19 protein-coding genes and 1 riboswitch are annotated in these 16,502 nt (G+C 74.2%); of the genes, 5 read left to right on the top strand and 14 right to left on the bottom strand.

What is annotated here, in order from left to right; all coding sequences use genetic code 11:
• From ABZY20_RS36895 to ABZY20_RS36860, 8 genes are all read right to left on the bottom strand, one after another.
• The coding region (locus tag ABZY20_RS36895; protein ID WP_356447862.1) for an SMC family ATPase at positions 1-694 on the bottom strand (694 nt) is incomplete at its 3' end.
• Complete coding sequence (locus ABZY20_RS36890; RefSeq protein ID WP_356447860.1) at positions 691-1,854, bottom strand: exonuclease SbcCD subunit D; 1,164 nt, start codon at positions 1,852-1,854, stop codon at positions 691-693. The genes ABZY20_RS36890 and ABZY20_RS36895, both read right to left, overlap by 4 nt.
• A 211-nt stretch (positions 1,855-2,065) precedes the next feature.
• The gene (locus tag ABZY20_RS36885) at positions 2,066-2,692 is read right to left on the bottom strand and encodes a YigZ family protein (RefSeq protein ID WP_356447858.1); all 627 of its coding nucleotides are present in this window, start codon (positions 2,690-2,692) and stop codon (positions 2,066-2,068) included.
• A gap of 9 nt (positions 2,693-2,701) precedes the next feature.
• Positions 2,702-3,262 carry a histidine phosphatase family protein gene (locus ABZY20_RS36880; RefSeq protein ID WP_356447856.1) on the bottom strand — a complete coding sequence of 187 codons (561 nt, stop codon included), beginning with the start codon at positions 3,260-3,262 and terminating at the stop codon, positions 2,702-2,704.
• Positions 3,259-4,101: a hypothetical protein gene (locus ABZY20_RS36875; protein WP_356447854.1), complete on the bottom strand. Its 843-nt coding sequence runs from the start codon at positions 4,099-4,101 to the stop codon at positions 3,259-3,261. The genes ABZY20_RS36880 and ABZY20_RS36875 overlap by 4 nt, the downstream gene beginning before the upstream one ends.
• Before the next feature lie 217 nt (positions 4,102-4,318).
• On the bottom strand, positions 4,319-5,119 hold the full coding sequence (locus ABZY20_RS36870) for an ABC transporter ATP-binding protein (protein WP_356447853.1): 801 nt from the start codon (positions 5,117-5,119) through the stop codon (positions 4,319-4,321).
• Entirely contained in the window at positions 5,116-6,108 is a 993-nt protein-coding gene (locus tag ABZY20_RS36865) for an iron chelate uptake ABC transporter family permease subunit (RefSeq protein WP_356447864.1), read from the bottom strand. The genes ABZY20_RS36870 and ABZY20_RS36865 overlap by 4 nt, the downstream gene beginning before the upstream one ends.
• Positions 6,109-6,179: 71 nt before the next feature.
• Positions 6,180-7,196, bottom strand: coding sequence for an ABC transporter substrate-binding protein (locus ABZY20_RS36860; RefSeq protein ID WP_356447851.1), 1,017 nt, complete (start codon positions 7,194-7,196; stop codon positions 6,180-6,182).
• Between the two features lie 70 nt (positions 7,197-7,266).
• Positions 7,267-7,457, bottom strand: a riboswitch (cobalamin riboswitch).
• A gap of 97 nt (positions 7,458-7,554) precedes the next feature.
• Here ABZY20_RS36860 and ABZY20_RS36855 point away from each other — a divergent pair.
• Positions 7,555-7,962, top strand: a complete 408-nt coding sequence (locus ABZY20_RS36855; protein ID WP_356447850.1) for a CoA-binding protein — start codon at positions 7,555-7,557, stop codon at positions 7,960-7,962.
• A 58-nt stretch (positions 7,963-8,020) separates the two neighbouring features.
• The gene (locus ABZY20_RS36850) at positions 8,021-9,244 is read left to right on the top strand and encodes a 4-hydroxybenzoate 3-monooxygenase (protein ID WP_356447848.1); all 1,224 of its coding nucleotides are present in this window, start codon (positions 8,021-8,023) and stop codon (positions 9,242-9,244) included.
• Between the two features lie 11 nt (positions 9,245-9,255).
• Here ABZY20_RS36850 and ABZY20_RS36845 read toward each other — a convergent pair whose 3' ends face one another.
• On the bottom strand, positions 9,256-9,615 hold the full coding sequence (locus ABZY20_RS36845; protein WP_356447846.1) for a metalloregulator ArsR/SmtB family transcription factor: 360 nt from the start codon (positions 9,613-9,615) through the stop codon (positions 9,256-9,258).
• A gap of 63 nt (positions 9,616-9,678) precedes the next feature.
• On the opposite strand from ABZY20_RS36845, the gene ABZY20_RS36840 reads away from it, so the two are divergent.
• Positions 9,679-10,755, top strand: a complete 1,077-nt coding sequence (locus tag ABZY20_RS36840) for a cation diffusion facilitator family transporter (RefSeq protein ID WP_356447845.1) — start codon at positions 9,679-9,681, stop codon at positions 10,753-10,755.
• Positions 10,756-10,775: 20 nt separating this feature from the next.
• Here the strand turns inward: ABZY20_RS36840 and ABZY20_RS36835 are convergent, their stop codons facing one another.
• Together ABZY20_RS36835 and ABZY20_RS36830 are read right to left on the bottom strand one after the other, a co-directional pair.
• Positions 10,776-11,333: a YbaK/EbsC family protein gene (locus ABZY20_RS36835; RefSeq protein WP_356447843.1), complete on the bottom strand. Its 558-nt coding sequence runs from the start codon at positions 11,331-11,333 to the stop codon at positions 10,776-10,778.
• 43 nt (positions 11,334-11,376) lie between these two features.
• Entirely contained in the window at positions 11,377-11,949 is a 573-nt protein-coding gene (locus ABZY20_RS36830) for an XRE family transcriptional regulator (RefSeq protein WP_356447841.1), read from the bottom strand.
• A 97-nt stretch (positions 11,950-12,046) separates the two neighbouring features.
• On the opposite strand from ABZY20_RS36830, the gene ABZY20_RS36825 reads away from it, so the two are divergent.
• Positions 12,047-12,904 carry a DMT family transporter gene (locus ABZY20_RS36825; protein WP_356447839.1) on the top strand — a complete coding sequence of 286 codons (858 nt, stop codon included), beginning with the start codon at positions 12,047-12,049 and terminating at the stop codon, positions 12,902-12,904.
• Positions 12,905-12,914: 10 nt separating this feature from the next.
• Here the strand turns inward: ABZY20_RS36825 and ABZY20_RS36820 are convergent, their stop codons facing one another.
• Positions 12,915-13,709: an acyltransferase gene (locus tag ABZY20_RS36820; protein ID WP_356447837.1), complete on the bottom strand. Its 795-nt coding sequence runs from the start codon at positions 13,707-13,709 to the stop codon at positions 12,915-12,917.
• A 110-nt stretch (positions 13,710-13,819) separates the two neighbouring features.
• On the opposite strand from ABZY20_RS36820, the gene ABZY20_RS36815 reads away from it, so the two are divergent.
• Positions 13,820-14,347, top strand: coding sequence for a gamma carbonic anhydrase family protein (locus ABZY20_RS36815; RefSeq protein ID WP_356447835.1), 528 nt, complete (start codon positions 13,820-13,822; stop codon positions 14,345-14,347).
• Between the two features lie 13 nt (positions 14,348-14,360).
• Here the strand turns inward: ABZY20_RS36815 and ABZY20_RS36810 are convergent, their stop codons facing one another.
• A complete protein-coding gene (locus ABZY20_RS36810) occupies positions 14,361-14,984 on the bottom strand; it encodes a DedA family protein (protein WP_356447834.1) in 624 nt (207 codons plus the stop codon).
• 71 nt (positions 14,985-15,055) lie between these two features.
• The coding region (locus tag ABZY20_RS36805) for a phosphoketolase family protein (RefSeq protein ID WP_356447833.1) at positions 15,056-16,502 on the bottom strand (1,447 nt) is incomplete at its 5' end.

Raw genomic sequence — 16,502 nt, 5'->3', positions numbered from 1 at the left:
GCTCCATGGCGCCGCCGGCGGCCTGCTGCATGCGGTGGGCGTCGGCGAGCAGGTCGGCGTCGCCGTCGCGGACCCGGGCCTCGGTGGCGCGGCGGCGCTCGGCGAGGCGCTTCTCCACGTCGGCGAAGCGGCGGGTGTCGAACAGGCGGCCCAGCAGTTTGCCGCGGGCCTCGGCGTCGGCGCGCAGGAACCGCGCGAAGTCGCCCTGCGGCAGCAGCACGACCTGGCAGAACTGCTCCCGGCTCATGCCGAGCAGCTGGGTGATCTCCTCGCCGATCTCCTGGTGGGAGCGGCTGAGGTCCTTCCAGGTGCCGGCCGCGGTGTCGTACGCGCGCAGCCAGGTCTGGGCCTTGTCCACGGTCGTGCCGGTGCCGCGCTTCTTGGGGCGTTCCCAGGGCGGCTGGCGGGTGACCTCCAGGCGGCGTCCCGCGACGGTCAGTTCGAGGGCGACCTCGGTGCGGACCGCGGGGGCGGCGTGGTCGCTGCGCAGGGACGTGCCCTGGCCGGTGCCCTGCCGGGCCCCCGGGACCGAGCCGTACAGGGCGTAGCACACGGCGTCGAGGACGGACGTCTTGCCCGCGCCGGTGGGTCCGTGCAGCAGGAACAGCCCGGCCGCCGACAGGTCGTCGAAGTCGACGCTCTGGGTGCCGCCGAAGGGCCCGAAGGCGGTGACCGTGAGCCGGTGGAGCCTCACCGGGCCACCTCCCGCAGGGTCTCGTCGGCCCGCACGGCGTCGAACGCCTCGCGCAGCACGCCCTGTTCGTGCGCGTCGGGTCCGGTGCCGCGCACATGGGCGACGAAGTCCTCGGCGATCTGCTGGTCGCTGCGTCCGGCGAGACGGCGGGCGTAGGAGACCTCGGCCTCCTCACGGTCCCGGTCGGGGTCGAAGACGAGGCTGAGCGTGTGCGGGAAGCGCTCGGAGATGCGGGCCATCGGATCGGCCGGGCGGACCGGGTCGGTGAGGGTCGCCTCGACCCACGCCTCCTCGTGCCGGGCCAGTGCGGGGTCGGCGAGCAGTTCCTCCAGCGTGCCCCGGATCCGGGCCAGGGGGCGCGGGACCGGGCAGTCGACGCGCTCGGCGGCCACCGTGCCGTCGGCGGCGAGGTCGACGAGCCACATGCTCTTGCGGTGGGCGGCCTCGGAGAAGGAGTAGGGCAGCGGGGAGCCGGAGTAGCGGACGCGGTCGGTGAGGGTCTGGCAGCCGTGCAGATGGCCGAGTGCGACGTAGTCGACGCCGTCGAACACCCCGGCGGGTACGGCGGCGACGCCGCCGACGGTGATGTCCCGTTCGCTGTCGCTGGGTTCGCCGCCGGTGACGAAGGCGTGCGCGAGGACGACGGAGCGGGTGCCGTCCGGGCGGGTGGCGAGGTCGGCGCGCACGCGGTCCATGGCGGCGCCGAGCACGGCCTCGTGCCCGGCCTTGTCCACCCCGAACTCGTCCTTCACCAGGGCCGGTTCGAGGTAGGGCAGCCCGTAGAAGGCGACGTCGCCGTGGGCGTCGGCCAGCACGACCGGGGTGCCGGCCGCCGACGGCTCGGTGCGCAGATGGATCCCGGCCCGCCCGATCAGCCCGGCGCCGACGCCGAGCCGGCGGGCCGAGTCGTGGTTCCCGGAGATCATCACCGTCGGGACGCCGAGGTCCGCGAGACGGTGCAGGGCGTCGTCGAACAGCTCGACCGCGGCCAGCGGCGGCACGGCCCGGTCGTAGACGTCCCCCGACACCACCACGGCGTCCACGGACCGCTCGCGCACGGTCGTGACGAGATGGCCGATGAACTCGGCCTGGGCGCCGAGCATGTTCACCCGGTGGAAGGCCCGGCCCAGATGCCAGTCGGACGTGTGCAGCAGCCTCAAGACCCCGCTCCGACCCGCATGTCTCCCCCTGTGGCCACTCCACGTCCCGCACGGGCCGGTACGGCCCGCTGTCAGCACCCACCACGCTAACCCGTGCGGGCACCCGGTCCCTCACGAACCTCGGCATCCACGCCCATCGAACGCCAATTCACCGGATATGTCCGGGTGTACGCCGTGGAACGGATCACAGTGCGCGAGGACAGGCCGGGCGTCAGGCGTCTCCGTAGGCCTCCCCGCCCAGGGCGAAGCCGGCCGTCCCGGCGGTCGCGTCGGCGAGCCACGCCCGGAAGGCGTCCACGTCGGCGTCCGGCAGGGCGATCTCCAGCGTGACGGCCTCGCCGTAGCGCACGTCCCGCACCTCGCGCCCACCGGTGCGCAGGTCGTTCTCCAGCTTTCCGGCCCGCTGGTGGTCGACGGTGACGGTCGCGAGCCGGAACCGGCGGCGGGTGCGCGTGCCGAGGGTGTCCAGGGCCTCGCCGACCGCTCCGCCGTAGGCCCGGATGAGCCCGCCCGCGCCGAGCTTGACCCCGCCGAAGTAGCGGGTGACGACGGCGACGACGTACCGCATGTCCCGGCGCAGCAGCATCTGCAGCATGGGGACGCCGGCGGTGCCGCCGGGTTCGCCGTCGTCGCTCGCCTTCTGCACGGAGGCGTCGGCGCCGATGACGTAGGCCCAGCAGTTGTGGGTCGCGTCGGCGTGCTCCCGGCGGACCGAGGCGATGAACTCCTGGGCCTCCCGCTCGGTGGCCGCCGGGGCGAGGGCGCACAGGAAGCGGGAGCGGTTGACCTCGGTCTCGTGTACGCCCGCCCGGGCGACCGTGCGGTATTCGTCCTGCATCCGGCCAGCCTATGCGTGCCGGCGGTGCTCCTTCTTCGCGCCCCGGGGCACGGTCACGGACGTGAGCAGCGCGGTGCCGGGGGCGAGGGCCTGCCAGGCCGGGCCGTGCCAGGACAGGACGGCGATCGCCGAGGTGGGGAACTTGGTGCGGACCCGCTCCAGGGTGTCGTCGAGGCCCTCGCCCGCCAGCGCGAGGACCAGGTCCTCCAGGCCGGGGTTGTGCCCGATCAGCAGCAGTGTCTCCACCTCGGCCGGGGTCTCGCGCACCACGGAGAGCAGGCCCGAGGGACCGGCGGCGTACAGGCGCCGGTCGTGGCGGACGGGCGGGGGCGTGCCCCACTGGGCGGCGGCCAGCTCCCAGGTCTGGCGGGCGCGCAGCGCGGTGGAGCACAGCGCGAGGTCCGGGAGGCAGTCGGCCTCGGCCAGGGCCCGCCCGGCCGCGGGGGCGTCCCGGCGGCCGCGCGGGGAGAGGTGTCGTTCGTGGTCGGCGACGTCCCCGGGCCAGGCGGCCTTGGCGTGCCGCAGCACGACCAGGCGGCGCAGCGGGCCCGTTGCGGTGCTGTCCATCATGGCGGGGATCCCAGGTCGGCGGCGAGGTCGAGGCCGAGGAGCCGGTCGGCGTAGGCGAATGTCTCGAAGCGGGCGCCGTCCGGCAACGCCGGTTCGTTCTCCACATGGTGCAGGACGTCCAGCACCCGCGGCACGTCCAGGTCGTCCTCCCAGGCGTCGCGCAGCCGTACGCGCACCTCGTCCGGAACCGGCCGGGAGGGGCTGCGGGCCCAGCGTGCGACGGCGGCGCGCCAGCGGGCGAGGGTGGCCCGGGCGTCGTCGAGGAGAGCCGCCTCCAGCTCGGCGGGGGCGCTGTGGTGGCGGGCGAGGAGGGCCAGACGCAGGACGGCGGGCCCGGTGCCGGCCGGGACCTCCGGGGGCAGAGCGTCCGCCGCGCGCGACCGGGCGTCCGGCCGCACGTCCGCCGCGCCCGGCTCGGCCGACCGGGCGAGGAGCCCGTCCGCGTGCCCCGGCCCGTCGGCCGGTGCCGCGGGCTCTGCGGGGCCCACCGGCGCGACCGTGATCCGCACCCCGCCGGCGGTCGGCTCCCCCTCCGGCACCACGTGGATGACCTGCGCCTCGACCAGGCCCGCACCGGCGTCGGAGCCGTCCTCGAAGGGGCGGATGCCGAGCACGGTGGCGCTCGCCCGCAGTTCCGCCTGGCGGCGGCCTCCGCTCAGCAGGGCCCACACCGGTGTGCCGCCGAGTTCCAGGGTCCGGACGAGGACGTCCGCGACGAGCAGCACGCGCAGGCTCGTCAGGTCGGAGCCGGGCGCGTGCACCACGACACGCGTCAGGGCCCGGCGGGCCGGGACGGCGTCGGCCGGCTCGCCGGTACGGGCGTCGATGATGCGCAGCACGAGGCGAGCCTAGGCGGCCGGGCGCGTACGCGCAGGCGGGCCGGGCGCGTCCCGGCCACCTCGGCGGGATCCGCCTGCCCCCGGCATCCCGGCCATCTCTGGGGACCCGCCCTCCCCGGCATCCCAGCCACCTCTGGGGACCCGCCCTCCCCTTGCCCCGGCGACCTCGGCGGGATCCGCCTGCCCCCTGGCGCTCCGTCAGGGGCCAGGCGGCCCGTCAGCCGAGCGTCCCCAGGAACCGTACGTGGGGCCGTCCCCCGGCACCCTCGCGCCGGACGTCCGCCCGCACCCCGTACACCTCGGCGATGAGCCGCTCGGTGAGGATCTCGGCCGGTGTGCCGCCCGCCACGACCCGTCCGGCGCGCAGCACGACGACGCGGTCGCAGTACATCGCCGCGAGGTTGAGATCGTGCAGCGCGACGACGGTGGTGACCGGCAGGCCCGTGACGAGGGTGAGCAGGTCCAGCTGGTGGTGGATGTCGAGGTGGTTGGTCGGCTCGTCCAGGAGGAGCTCGCGGGGTTCCTGGGCGAGCGCGCGGGCGATCTGCACGCGCTGGCGCTCACCGCCCGACAGGGTGTGCCAGCGCTGCCCGGCCCGGTCGGCGAGACCGGTGCGCTCCAGGGCGGCGCGCACGGCGCGGTCATCGTCCGCCGAGGCGGGCGTCCAGGCCCGCCGGTGCGGGACGCGGCCCAGCCGTACGACGTCCAGCACCGTCAGCTCGACCTGTGTGTCGACCTGTTGCTCGACCACGGCGAGCCGGCGGGCGACGGTCCTGCGGGGCAGGCCGGCGAGCGGGCTGCCGTCGAGGGTGACGACTCCGGCGGTCGGTGCGAGCAGCCCGGCCAGCAGCCGCAGCAGCGTGGACTTGCCGGAGCCGTTCGGGCCGAGGACCCCGACGGTGGAGCCGGTCTCGGGCGCGAGGACGACGTCGTCCAGGACGAGGCGCCCGTCGGTGCGCCGGGAGACCCGGTCGGCCCGCAGCCCGTCCCCGCCCGCGGCCGCCCCCGCCCCGCTCACCGCACCCTCCGCGTCCGGTACAGCACCGCCACGAAGGCCGGCACCCCGATCAGCGACGTCATGACGCCCACCGGGATCTCCTGCGGTTCCAGGGCCGTCCGGGCGAGGGTGTCCACCCACACCAGGAACACCGCGCCGGCCAGGGCCGTGACCGGCAGCAGCCGGGCGTGGCCGGGACCGGCCAGGGCCCGGGCGGCGTGCGGCAGGACCAGCCCCACGAAGCCGATCGCCCCGGCGGAGCTGACCAGCGCGGCCGTGAGCAGCGCGGTGACGCACAGCAGCACCAGGCGGGTGCGGGCCACCGCCACCCCGAGCGCGGCGGCCGCGTCCTGCCCGAAGGCGAAGGCGTCGAGGGTACGGGCGTACGCCAGGCACACCACCAGCGCCACGGCCAGCACGGCCAGGCACAGCCACACGTCGGTCCAGCCCGCGCCGCCGAGCGAGCCGAGGAGCCAGAACAGCACGCCCCGGGTGGTCTCGGCGTCGGCGGAGGTCATCACGACGAAGGAGGTGAGCGCGGAGAAGAGCTGCATGGCGGCGACCCCGGCGAGGACCACCCGGTCGGTGGTGCCCCCGAGGGTGTGGCTGAGCAGCAGCACCAGGGCGAAGGACACGAGGGCCCCCGCGAACGCGCCCGCGGACACCGGTAAGGCCCCGCCTCCGACGCCCAGCACCACCACGACGACGGCGCCGGTGGAGGCGCCCGAGGACACCCCGAGCACGAACGGATCGGCGAGCGGATTGCGCAGCAGGGACTGCATCACCGCCCCGCACACGGCGAGCCCGGCCCCGCACACGGCCGCGAGCAGCGTGCGCGGCAGCCGCAACTGCCAGACGATGCCGTCCCGGATCGGCGTCAGCTCCGAGCCGCCGAGGCCGAGGTGCGCGGCGACGACGGACCACACGTCGGCGACCCGGATGTCGGCGGGGCCGATGGTGATGGCCACCGCGACGGAGGCGGCGAGGGCGACGGCCCCGGCCGTGCCCAGAGCGAGCCCGGCCCCGCGCCGGGTGCGCGCCCCGGCCGCTTCCTCATCCGCCGCGGTCAGCTCCCGGGCGGTCACTTCACCAGCCCGAACTCGCGCAGTCCGGCGGCGACTTCCTCCACGCCCTCGACCGTGCGGATGGTCGGGTTCATGGCCTGCCCGCTGAGCAGCACGTACCGCTTGTGCCGGACCGCGTCCATGGTGCGGGTGACCCGGTTGGACTCCAGGAAGGCGATCTTCTTCGCGGCCGACTCGGCGGTCTGCGACCTGCGGGTCAGGTCGCCGATGACGAGGACGTCCGGGTCGCGGTCGGCGACCGTCTCCCAGTTGATCTGCGGCCACTCGTCGTGGGTGTCGTCGAAGACGTTCCGCGCGCCGACGGCCCGGGTGATGATGCCGGGCGCTCCGCAGCAGCCCGCCATGTAGGGCGACTCGGAGTTGGCGAACCAGTACAGGAGGGTGACGTCGGAGGCGTCCAGGCCGGCGGTGGCCTTCCGCATGCGCTGCCGGAGCGAGGCGACGAGTTCCTCTCCGCGCTGTTCCACCCCGAACACGGTGGCCAGGTCGCGTACTTCGCCGTAGACGGTGTCGATGCCGAGGGCCTCGGCGCGGGAGCCGTCGCCGCCCGTGGAGTTGTCCTTGCCGGCGCAGTCGGACGGGGAGACGTAGGTGGGGACGCCGAGCTTGTCGAACTGCTCGCGGGTGGCGACGCCGCCCTTGCCGAGGGTGGAGACGAATGAGGCGGCGACGAAGTCGGGCTCCTCGTCCAGGACCCGCTCGAAGGAGGGGTTGTCGTCGGCGATCCGCGGCACCTTCGCGTTGGCCTTCTCCAGCCCCTTCATCACGGGGTCGGTCCAGGTGGCCGTGCCCGCGAGGCGGTCGGCGAGGCCGAGGGAGAGCAGGATCTCGGTGGTGCCCTGGTTGAGGGAGACGGCGCGCCGGGGCGGGGCGGGCACGCGGACCTCGTGGCCGCAGTTGGCGAGGGTGGCGGTGGCCCCGGCGGCGGGGGCGGCGGTGCCGCCGCAGCCGGTCAGGAGCAGGGAGCCGGCCGTGAGCAGCACGGCGGCGCGGACGGGTCGGATGAGGGGCACGGGGAATTCGTCCTCAGGCGTCGAGGGCTCGGTCGCGGAGCCCGGTCGTACGGTGCTCCCCCGCCGCGCTCCGGCCGCGGGGGCCGCCAGCAGGTCTTCGGACTCGGGTTCGTCCGGTACGGGGCGCCTTCCCGGACGTCACACGAACCGTCCAGTGGCCGAGGCCCCGCCCGTCCCCCTCACCGCTGCGCGTCAGTTCCGGATTCCCACCGGATTCCCTGACCCACGTACATGGGTTCGACTGGCCTCGGCAAGCTATCACGGAGGGGTTCCGGGGAATCACCGCGCGCCGTGCGGGGTTGTCCGGACGACCGCTTTGTGGCGGACGGCGATTCCACGACTTTCCCAGGAGGTTCCGGTGTACGGCGACGAGGCAACGGTCCGCAGGATCCTCACCGAGCTGGGCGACACCTGGGCGGTGGTGGGCCTGTCGTCGAACCGGCAGCGCGCGGCGTACGGCGTCGCGGCCGTACTCCAGCGCTTCGGCAAGCGGGTCGTGCCCGTGCACCCGAAGGCGGAGACGGTGCACGGCGAGCAGGGGTACGCGAGCCTCGCGGACATCCCCTTCGACGTGGACGTCGTGGACGTGTTCGTGAACAGCGACCTGGCCGGTGCGGTCGCCGACGAGGCCGTCGCCAAGGGCGCGAAGGGACTCTGGTTCCAGCTCGGCGTCGTCGACGAGGCGGCGTACGAGCGGGCCCGCGCGGCCGGCCTGGAGATGGTGATGGACCGCTGCCCGGCGATCGAGATCCCCCGGCTCCCGTAGCGCCGCGCCCGGTAGCCGGCACCGCCCGCGCACGCGCCGCCGCCTCCATAATGAGCGCATGACCCGTGCCTCCGCGTCCGCGAACTCCGGTGCCCCGCAGCGTTTCCCGGTCGTCGTCGTGGGCGCCGGCCCCGCCGGTCTGACGGTCGGCAACATCCTGCGGGCGGCCTCGGTGGACTGCCTGGTGCTGGAGACGGAGACCCGGGAGTTCATCGAGCGGCGGCCCCGCGCCGGGGTCATCGAGGAGTGGGCCGTGCGCGGCCTGGAGAAGCGGGGCCTGGCCCGGAACCTGCTGGACCGCGCGGAGCTGCACTCCGCGTGCGAGTTCCGCTTCGACGGGGAGCGCTACCGGTTCGCGTACGGCGAGCTGACGGGCAGCCACCACTTCGTCTACCCGCAGCCGTTGCTGGTGACGGACCTGGTGCGCGAGTACGCCGACGTACGCGGCGGCGACATCCGCTTCGGGGTCCGGGACGTGCGGCTCCACGACCTGGACACCGACCGGCCGTCCGTGTCGTACCGCTGCCCCGGCACGGGTGAACGGCAGGTCGTGGAGTGCGACTTCGTCGCGGGCTGTGACGGGGCGCGCGGGGTGACCCGGGCCTCCCTGCCGCCGGAGCGGGCGCGCATCGCGCGGCACGACTACGGCATCGGCTGGCTGGCCCTGCTCGCGGAGGCGCCGCCGTCCGCCGACTGCGTGCTGTTCGGCTGCCATGCGCGCGGCTTCGCCGGGCAGATGCCCCGCAGCCCGCAGGTGACCCGCTACTACCTGCAGTGCCCGCCGGGAGACGACCCGGAGAACTGGCCGCACGAACGGGTCTGGGCCGAGCTGCGGGAACGGCTCGGGGCGGCCGGGGCGGCGCCGCTGACGGAGGGTCGGCTGATCGAGAAGCGCGTGCTGGACATGCACGACTACGTGGTCGAGCCGATGGTGCACGGCAGGCTCTTCCTCGCCGGTGACGCCGCCCACCTGGTCGCGCCGATCGCCGCCAAGGGCATGAACCTCGCCCTGCACGACGCCTTCCTGCTCGGCGACGCCCTGGCCGCCCACCTGACCACGGGTGACGACGGCGGCCTCGCCGGCTACGCGCAGGCGTGCCTGCGGCGGGTGTGGGACTACCAGGAGTTCTCGCAGTGGCTGTCCGAGGTGTACCACGGCACGGCGGCGGGCGACCCGTTCCGCGCGGGCACCGCGCAGGCCCGGCTGCGGCGCCTGTTCACGTCGCGCACGGCGGCCGCCGCCTTCGCCGAGCAGTACCTGGGGACGGCGGCGCGCTACTGAGCCCGCCCTGCTCAGTCGTGCGGGGGACGGTCGCTGAGCCGGTGGTCGGCCACGTTCAGCGCCTCGTCCAGGAGCCGGCGCAGATGGCCGTCGCGCAGTGAGTAGACCACCCTGCGGCCGTCCCTGCGGGTGTCCACCAGGCCCGCGAGGCGCAGCCGCGCCAGGTGCTGGCTGACGGCCGGCCGCGCCGCCCCGCAGGCCTCCGTCAGCGTCGTGACGTCGGCCTCTCCCCCGGTCAGCGCGTGCAGCAGGGCGAGCCGCGTCCGGTCCCCGAGCAGGGCGAGCAGCTCGGCGGCGAGCGCGAACTGCTCCTCGCCGGGACTGCGCGGATGCGCATCGTGCGCAGATGACAGGTGCATGCGTGCGCTCATACGCACATAATGGCGCCACGGCGGGGGTACGTCCACTCCCGCGCACACCGGAAGGGGATCCCTGTGAGCGACCCGCACGAGCACACCCACCCCCACGGGCAGGAGCACAGGCACGGGCACGGGCAGGAGCACAGGCACGGGCACGCGGGCATGCGAGGGCTCCGCCACCGGATGGGCCACCTCCTCACCCCGCACTCCCACGAGACGGCCGACAAGGTCGACTCCGCCCTGGAGTCCTCGGCCCGCGGGATGCGGGCGCTGTGGGTCTCGCTCGCGGTGCTCGGCGTGACGGCGCTCGCGCAGGCGTTCGTGGTGGCCGCCTCCGGCTCGGTGGCGCTGCTCGGGGACACCGTCCACAACACCGCCGACGCGCTGACCGCGGTGCCGCTGGGCATCGCCTTCGTCCTGGGGCGCCGGGCGGCCACCCGCCGCTTCACCTACGGCTACGGGCGGGCCGAGGACCTGGCGGGTCTGGTGATCGTCCTGACGATCGCCGCCTCCGCCGCCTTCGCGGGATGGACGGCGCTCGACCGCCTCCTCGACCCGCGTCCCGTCGCGCACGTCCCCGCCGTGGCCGTGGCCGCGCTGGTGGGTTTCGCGGGCAACGAGTGGGTGGCCCGCTACCGCATCCGCGTCGGCCGCGCGATCGGTTCGGCGGCCTTGGTCGCCGACGGACTGCACGCCCGCACCGACGGGTTCACGTCCCTGGCCGTGCTGCTGGGCGCCGGTGGCTCGGCCCTCGGCCTGCACCTGGCCGACCCGGTCGTGGGCCTGGCGATCACGGCGGCGATCCTGCTGGTGCTGCGGGACGCCGCGCGCGAGGTGTTCCGGCGCGTGCTGGACGCCGTGGACCCGGACCTCGTGGACCGGGCGGAGCGGGCGCTGGCGGAGGTTCCGGGGGTGCGCGCGGTGGGCGAGCTGCGGCTGCGCTGGATCGGGCACCGGCTGCGCGCCGAGGTGGCGGTGGTGGTGGACGGCGACGTGACGGTGCGCGAGGCCCACCGCATCGCCGTCGACGCCGAGCACGCGCTGCTGCACGCCGTACCGCGGCTGACCGCGGCCCTGGTGCACGCCGACCCGGAGCCGGTGCCCGGGGAGGCCGATCCCCATCTGGCGCTGGCGCACCACACGGCGGCGTGAGGACCCGTCCGCGATCTTCGTCAGGCGATGCCGAGCCCCTCCAGCACCACCGCGCCCGGAAGTTCCGCGAAGGCCTTGCCGGGGACCAGCAGCTTGCCGCGCCGGCGTCCGCTGCCGACGAGGACGTACGGCAGGTCGACCACGGCGGCGTCCACCAGCACGGGCCAGCCGTCCGGCAGGCCGAGCGGGGTGATGCCGCCGTACTCCATGCCGGTCTCGCCGGTCGCGGTGTCCATGGGGGCGAACGAGGCCTTGCGGGCGCCGAGCCGGCGGCGCACGGCGTTGTTGACGTCGACCCGGGTGGTGGACAGCACGACGCACGCGGCGAGTGTGGTCCCGCCGCCGCGCTTTCCCGCGACCACCACGCAGTTGGCGGACCGCTCCAGCAGGTCCTGTCCGTAGTGCTCGACGAAGGTGGCGGTGTCGGCCCACTCCGGGTCGGTGTCCACGTAGACGATCTGCTCGGCGGGGACGCCGCCCCGCCAGTGGCGTACGGCGTCGGCGACCGGGCGGGTGAGTTCGCCGAGGCAGTCGGGGGCCGGCCGGGCGTCGTCGAAGTGTCCGATGGGTGCGCGCATGGCCGCACGCTAACAACGGCGGACCGCTTCCGGCCCGGGCGTCTCAGGACACGGGCGGCACCGACACGGCCATGACCATCTCCATCGGCACGTCACCGCTGTTGCCGTAGGTGTGCGGGACGCTCGCCTCGAAGTGGACGCTGGCGCCCGCCGGTACGCGGTGCTCGACGCCGTCGACGGTGAGCGTCAGCTCCCCGGCCGTGACGTGGAGCAGTTCGGTGGTGCCGGCGGGGTGCGGGTCCGAGGGGCTGCTCTCACCGGGCATCAGCCGCCAGTCCCACATCTCCAGCGGGCCGGGTGCCTCGGTGCCCGCGAGCAGCCGGTTGTAGCTGCCGGCGTCGGTGTGCCAGAGCCGTACGGCCTGCTCGGCGGGGACGACGCGGACCTTCGGGCTCTGCTCGTGTTCGAGCAGGGTGGTGATGCTGACGCCGAGCGCGTCGCCGATCTTGACGACGGTGCCGAGGCTGGGGTTGGTGCGGGCCTGCTCGATCTGGATGAGCATGCCCCGGCTGACTCCGGCCCGGGCGGCCAGCACGTCCAGGGTGAAGCCGCGCACCGCGCGCCAGTGCTTGACGCTGCGCGCCAGGGACTGGGTCAGCAGCTCGAGGTCCGACACGTTCCGTCCAATATTTTGTATGTCACAGCACAACAGAGTGCACTATGCTGGGGTTGACCTGATCGTTCACCGAACTGTACTGCGAGGCCTCCGCCCCATGACAGCGCTCTTCGCCCTGGCCACCAGCCTGCTGTGGGGACTGGCCGACTTCGGCGGCGGCCTGCTGACCCGCCGCACCCCTGCCCTCACGGTGGTCGTGGTCTCCCAGTCGATCGCGGTGGCCGTGCTCGGCGCGGTCGTCGTGGCGACCGGCGGCTGGAGCGAGGCGGGCCCGCAGCTGTGGTTCGCCGTGGCGGCCGGCCTGGTCGGGCCGGTGGCGATGCTGGCCTTCTACAAGGCGCTGGCGCTGGGCCCGATGGGGGTGGTCTCGCCGCTGGGCTCGATCGGCGTGGCCGTGCCGGTCGGGGTGGGCCTGCTGCTGGGCGAGCGCCCCGGCCTGCTCCAGTTCGCCGGCATCCTGGTCGCCGTCGCCGGGGTGTGCCTGGCCGGCGGTCCGCAGCTGCGCGGCGCGCCCGTCCAGCGTCGGGCCATCGCCCTGACGCTGGTCGCGGCGTTCGGGTTCGGCGCGGTGATGGCCCTGATCGCCGAGGCGTCGAGCACACTCACGGGGCTGTTCCTCGCGCTGTTCGTGCAGCGGGTGACGAACGTCGCGGCCGGCGGGGTGGCGCTGTACGTCTCGGTGCGCCGCGGGGCTCGCGCCCTTCCGGCGGACGGCTTCCCCTGGCGCTCTCTGCCGGCTCTGGCCTTCGTCGGTCTCGCGGACGTCGCCGCGAACGGCACGTACTCCATCGCCGCGCAGCAGGGCCCGGTGACGGTGGCGGCCGTGCTGGCCTCCCTCTACCCGGTGGTGACGGCCGTGGCGGCGCGCGGTGTGCTGCGCGAACGGCTGCGGGCGGTACAGGCCGCGGGCGCGGGCCTGGCCCTGGTGGGGACGGTGCTGCTCGCGTCGGGCTGAGCCCGCGGGCTCAGGACTCCGGCTCCAGTTCCAGCCCGGCCGCGGCCTGCTCGTCCAGCTCCGCCAAGCGGGCGGCCGCCTCCTCGTCCAGTCCGGACAGGGCCCGCAGCTGCTCGGGCGTGACGCCCTCCGGTATGGGCACCGGCGCCGGGGTGCGCAGGGGCGGCTGCCAGCCGTCGGCGGGAGTCCAGCGCCGTACGACGCGGGCCGGGGCGCCCGCCACCACGGCGTGGTCGGGCACCGTGCCCCGGACCACCGCGCCCGCGGCGACCACCACGTTCCGCCCGATGCGGGCGCCCGGCAGGATCACCGCCCCGGTGCCGATCCAGCAGCCGGGCCCGATCTCCACCGGCTCCATCCGCGGCCACTGCCTGCCGATCGGCTCGTGCGGATCGTCGTAGGAGTGGTTCGTGGACGTCACGTAGACGTACGGGCCGAAGTAGCAGTCGCTGCCGATCGTGACGGTCGTGTCCGCTATGACGTGGCTGCCGCGGCCCAGGACGACGCCGTCGCCGATGCGCAGGATCGGGTCCGGGCCGAGGTCGAGGTCGGGCATCAGGCCCGCGGTGAGCGTGACCTGTTCGCCGACGATGCAGTGGGCGCCGACATGGATCCAGGGCTCGCCGAAGACAGTGCCGAGCGGGAAGGCGAGCCTGGTACCCGTTCCCATCGCGCCGAACCGGTAGCGCCCGGGGTGCTCGGCGGTGACGGAGCCGGTCCGCTGTACCCAGGCCCAGCCCGCATGGACGGCGCGCTGCGCGAGGCCGCGCCGCCAGGATGAGAACGTGTTCTTGCGCTTGGGCACCCGCTCACGGTACTCAGCGGCCGCTCACCCCGCGGCGCCGGAGGCCTGTGATCTTCGCCCCACCGGGTGGCGTACGGTGTGCGCGGTGTCTACGACGTCTGGAGGCGGACATGGGTCAGCGGGCCATGATCACGGGGATCGGCGGCCGGGAGCCGGAGATCGACGGCACGGCGTTCGTGGCGCCGACCGCGTCGGTGATCGGGGGCGTCACGCTGAGCCCGGGGGCGAGCGTCTGGTATGGCGCGGTGCTGCGCGGGGACGTGGAGTCGATCACCGTGGGCGCCGACAGCAACGTCCAGGACAACTGCACGCTCCACGCCGACCCGGGGTTTCCCGTGCGGGTGGGTGAGCGGGTGAGCATCGGGCACAACGCGGTGGTGCACGGCGCGACCGTCGAGGACGACTGCCTGGTCGGCATGGGTGCGACGGTGCTGAACGGGGCGGTGATCGGGGCCGGCTCCCTGGTCGCCGCCCAGGCGCTGGTGCCGCAGGGGATGGAGGTGCCGCCCGGGTCCCTCGTCGCGGGTGTGCCGGCCAAGGTCAAGCGCCCGCTGACGGAGGAGGAGCGGCAGGGCATCACCCTCAACGGCACGATGTACGCCGAGCTGGCGAAGGCGCACCGCGAGGTGCACGCGTAGCCCCCGTGCCGGGCTACTCCGCGGCGGCCACCGGCTGGGCCTGCTTCGCCTTGCGCTTGATCACCAGCATGGACGTCAGGCCCACCAGGACCGCCGCCACCAGGCCCAGCCACGAGAAGCGCTTCAGCCAGGACTCCGCGACGATGCCGACGTAGTAGATGACCGCCGTCGTGCCGCCGGCCCAGAGGATGCCGCCGAAGACGTTGGCGACGAGGAACTTCCAGTACGGCATGCGCAGGACGCCGGCGAGCGGGCCCGCGAAGATGCGCAGCAGGGCGACGAAGCGGCCGAAGAAGACGGCCCACATGCCCCACTTCTCGAAGGAGCGCTCGGCGGTGGCGATGTGGCCCTCGCTGAAGTGCTTGGGGAACTTCGTGCCGAGCCAGGCCAGCAGGGGCCGGCCTCCCCTGCGGCCGATCGCGTAACCGATGGAGTCGCCGATGATCGCGCCGGCCGTGGCGCTGGCGCCGAGGACGACCGGGTCGATGTCACCGTGCTGGGAGGCCAGCAGCGCGGACGAGACCAGGATGATCTCCCCCGGCAGCGGGATGCCCAGGCTTTCCAGGCCGATGACCAGCCCCACCAGCGCGTAGACAGCCACCGCGGGTACGGTTTCGAGCCACTCCTGGACGTGCAACGCCGGTTCCTTTCCCTGAGCTTCCCTGCGGGCACGGGAAGCCTACCGGCTGCTGAGACGTCCCTCGCGGCTCAGGCGTTCCAGCTCCACTCGGCGACCTCGGGCAGGTCGGTGCCGTGCTCGCGGATCCAGGCGTGGTGGCGGGTGCGGGTGTCGGCCATCATCTGGCGCAGGGCCGTGGCGCGCACCGCGAGTCCCGGGACGCGGTCGATGACGTCCATGACCAGGCGGTAGCGGTCGAGGTCGTTGCGGACCACCATGTCGAACGGCGTGGTCGTGGTGCCGGCCTCCTTGTAGCCGCGCACGTGCAGGTTCTTGTGGCCGGTGCGGCGGTAGGCCAGGCGGTGGATGAGCCACGGGTAGCCGTGGTAGGCGAAGATGACCGGCTTGTCCGTGGTGAACAGGCCGTCGTACGCGAAGTCGCCCATGCCGTGCGGGTGCTCCTCCCGGGGCAGCAGCCGGGCCAGGTCGACGACGTTCACCACCCGGACCGACAGCTCGGGCAGGTGCCGCCGGAGCAGGTGCGCCGCCGCCAGGGTCTCCTGGGTGGGGACGTCCCCGGCGCAGGCCAGGACGACGTCGGGCTCGGTGCCGTCCTCGGTGCCGGCCCATTCCCAGATCCCGGCGCCGCGGGCGCAGTGCACCCGGGCCTCGTCCATCGACAGCCAGTCGAAGCAGGGTTGTTTGCCGGCCACGATGACGTTGACGTAGTCGCGGCTGCGCAGGGCGTGGTCCGCGACCGACAGCAGGGTGTTGGCGTCCGGCGGCAGATAGACCCGCACCACCTCGGGGCTCTTGTTGAGCACGTGGTCGACGAAGCCGGGGTCCTGGTGCGAGAAGCCGTTGTGGTCCTGCCGCCAGACGTGGGAGGTCAGCAGGTAGTTGAGGGAGGCGATGGGCGCCCGCCACGGCAGACGGCGGGTGACGCGCAGCCACTTGATGTGCTGGTTGACCATCGAGTCGACGATGTGCACGAACGCCTCGTAGCAGGAGAACAGCCCGTGCCGTCCGGTCAGGAGATAGCCCTCCAGCCAGCCCTGGCAGAGGTGCTCGGAGAGGATCTCCATCACCCGGCCGTGCCGGTCCAGGTGCTCGTCGACGGGCAGGGTCTCCGCCTGCCAGGCCTTGCCGCTGGCCTCGAAGACGGCCTGGAGCCGGTTGGAGGCGGTCTCGTCCGGGCCGACCAGCCGGAAGTCGCGCCGTTCGGCGGTGTCCCGCATGACCCGGGCGAGGAGGTCGCCGAGGACGCGGGTGGGCTCGTGCGTCGTCGTGCCCGGCTTGTCGACGGGGACGGCGAAGTCGTCCAGGGACGGCATCGGCAGGTCCCGCACGAGCAGTCCGCCGTTGGCGTGCGGGGTGGCGCCGAGCCGCCTGGTGCCCTCGGGGACACAGGCGAGGACGTCCGCGACCGGGCGGCCCTCGGCGTCGAACAGTTCCTCGGGCCGGTAGGAGCGCAGCCAGTTCTCCAGCTGCCGCAGATGGTCGGGGTTGTCACGGACCCCGGAGAGGGGCACCTGG

The sequence above is a fragment of the Streptomyces sp. NPDC006624 genome (genome assembly GCF_040611555.1).
Classification (GTDB): domain Bacteria; phylum Actinomycetota; class Actinomycetes; order Streptomycetales; family Streptomycetaceae; genus Streptomyces.
The sequence above is the reverse complement of the archived record's forward strand: the minus strand, read 5'-3'. Positions and strand labels throughout refer to the sequence as shown.